Source organism: Sporolactobacillus mangiferae (assembly GCF_023336505.1).
GTDB classification, from domain to species: domain Bacteria; phylum Bacillota; class Bacilli; order Bacillales; family Sporolactobacillaceae; genus Sporolactobacillus; species Sporolactobacillus mangiferae.
In genome coordinates, this window is sequence record NZ_JAMAST010000053.1 from 1 (window position 1) to 694 (window position 694).

A 694-nucleotide genomic window follows, 5' to 3' on the forward strand; every position below is an offset into this window, starting at 1 on the left:
AGGCGCTTTCTTGTCCTCCCACGAAAAAATCGAGAATTTCGCGATATCCTTCTTCATTTACTCCTAACACCACATAAATGACTTCTTTCTCTACCGTATCGCGGCGAAGTTTCACGTACAAACCGTCTAAATATAAGACCGAATAACGCTTGGATAGTGGACGGCTGCGCCATTTTTCGATATCTTCCTTTACGACATCGGTAATACGGCTGATCGTCGCAGGAGAATAGGCTTTTCCTAGAATTCGTTCGATCCACTTGCCAATTTCCCGGGTGCTCATGCCGCTTTGATACATCCGAATGATAGCTTCCTCCAGCCATCCCGTGTGGCGTTGATAAGGAGCAAACAACTGCGTTTGAAATTCCCCGTTTCGGTCTCTTGGGACCAAAAGCCCTTCAATCCGGCCATATTGTGTATCTAGATTTCGTTGATAGTAGCCGTTTCTCATATTGGATGTGTCTGCCTGTTCGATTTCGAGGAAATTTTTGATTTCTTCCCGCATGATCAGCTCTAATTTTTCTTTGACAAACTGACGAATGACACTTTCCAGTTGATTTGCCCAGTCCATATTCGATATACTTTTAGACATAGGTAGGGTACTCCTTTCTCTAAGATTTTTGGTCTAATCAGAGAATACCCTACCTTTTTTCTTTTGGTCTAGCAAAATGTGTTACACAAAATTTTATACATCATC

1 protein-coding gene is annotated in these 694 nt (G+C 42.4%); it reads right to left on the minus strand.

What is annotated here, in order from left to right; genetic code table 11:
* A partial coding sequence (locus M3N64_RS14010; RefSeq protein WP_249104318.1) for an IS256 family transposase occupies positions 1–589 on the minus strand: 589 nt, incomplete at its 3' end.
* Positions 590–694 lie beyond the last annotated feature (105 nt).